At 49.0% G+C, this 1,356-nt stretch carries 2 protein-coding genes and 1 pseudogene; 1 reads left to right on the forward strand and 2 read right to left on the reverse strand.

Features of this window, described 5'->3' with window-relative positions; genetic code table 11:
• Positions 1–85: 85 nt before the first annotated feature.
• Together BLV54_RS15235 and BLV54_RS15240 are read right to left on the reverse strand one after the other, a co-directional pair.
• A complete protein-coding gene (locus BLV54_RS15235; RefSeq protein WP_218132448.1) occupies positions 86–538 on the reverse strand; it encodes an IS630 family transposase in 453 nt (150 codons plus the stop codon).
• Complete coding sequence (locus tag BLV54_RS15240) at positions 511–1,014, reverse strand: winged helix-turn-helix domain-containing protein (RefSeq protein WP_090571647.1); 504 nt, start codon at positions 1,012–1,014, stop codon at positions 511–513. The genes BLV54_RS15235 and BLV54_RS15240 overlap by 28 nt, the downstream gene beginning before the upstream one ends.
• Positions 1,015–1,243: 229 nt before the next feature.
• On the opposite strand from BLV54_RS15240, the pseudogene BLV54_RS15245 reads away from it, so the two are divergent.
• A pseudogene (locus BLV54_RS15245) lies at positions 1,244–1,356 on the forward strand (transposase); the annotation flags it as partial.

Raw genomic sequence — 1,356 nt, forward strand, 5'->3', positions numbered from 1 at the left:
CAGGCCAAAACAATCAGAAAAAAGGAAGGATGCTCCATCGAGCAGCTCTTTACCGCTTATGCACTTTAAATCATTTTATATGGGATCAGCTATATTTTTCTCGCAGTTCGTCCCAAAGGTGTTCCTGCGGATTCAATTCAGGGGAATACGGTGGCAGGAATAACAAACGGATGTTCTCAGGCAAATCGAAATCCTTGCTTTTATGCCAGCCGGCACCATCAAGGATCATGATGACATTATCGCCAGGGTAACGGTTGGCAATCTCGTGGAGGAAAATCTGCATGCAATCGCTGTTGACATGAGGCAACACCAGGCTGTCGAAGGCTCCATCGAGGGGACTGACTGCGCCGTAAGCGTAAGTATATTCTTGCGTCACCATGGCACTTACCACCGGTCGATCCGGACGGTGGCACCAACAATAACGCCTGTCCGCAATGCGTCCGAAGCGGGCTTCATCCTGGAACATCAAGCGTAGCGGTCGATGATTACCCCACGCAGCGACCATTTCCTCTACCCGCTCCTTAAGTTTTTTTTCCAATCCTCGCGCAGCGCAGCATCTCCTTGAGGATGAGCGCTATCCGGTGCCAGTTTACGCCAGCCATGGCGAGCCAGCATTCGATAAATCGTTGAGAGCGCTACTCGCTTACCTAGTCGTTCCTCTATTTTCTCTTTAAGCGGAGGGACAACTACCACTCCGCCTCGAGCCGCTCCTGCCAAAACTTCATCAAGAATTTGGGCTTCCTGTTCAAGCGTGGCAATCGCACGGTTACGGAGCGCCCGTTTCGTTCGAGGTGCTTCCTCCTCGCAGCGAGCAACTCTACAGTAGCGCGTGCGCATGCTACACGTCCATCTAATGGAACGTCCAATAGCCTTCGCCGTTTCCTCTAACGACATTCCCAGTTCCAAGGGCAGCAATACTGCTTGTGCCGCCCTCAACTCCTCTGCTGTTTTTGCTGTTCTCAATAATTCCCGGGCCGTTACTAATTGATCTATTCCACTTGCTTTTCTTGCCATGATTTTTTCCTCGTAATTCATGGCTATATTGTTTCATTTCTTCATTTTTCAATGCAAATTGGAATTAGAAACTGTTTGGAAATTGTGAGAGCTAGCTGATGTAGCGATTTTTGCTGTTTGTTAACATTCACCATTTTATGAATCAACCAAAAAACGGAAGAAGCGTTATCCGAGCAACCTAGGCTCTGGAGCGTGGTATCACTTGAAACCCCACCTACCGGTATCAGCAGCAGGAAGGCCGAGAGAGGTAAGTCTACGCCAGGTAGTAAATGCAATTTTGTATGTTTTAAAAACAGGTTGTCAATGGCGGCAACTACCCCGCGAGTTCCCGGCTTGGAGTGC

Origin of the sequence: Nitrosomonas sp. Nm33, assembly GCF_900107265.1 — a bacterium.
Classification (GTDB): domain Bacteria; phylum Pseudomonadota; class Gammaproteobacteria; order Burkholderiales; family Nitrosomonadaceae; genus Nitrosomonas.

What these genes read in the sequence shown, in the direction of transcription:
- BLV54_RS15240 (WP_090571647.1), bottom strand. Translation starts at nt 1,014, where the DNA reads ATGGCAAGAAAAGCAAGTGGAATAGATCAATTAGTAACGGCCCGGGAA.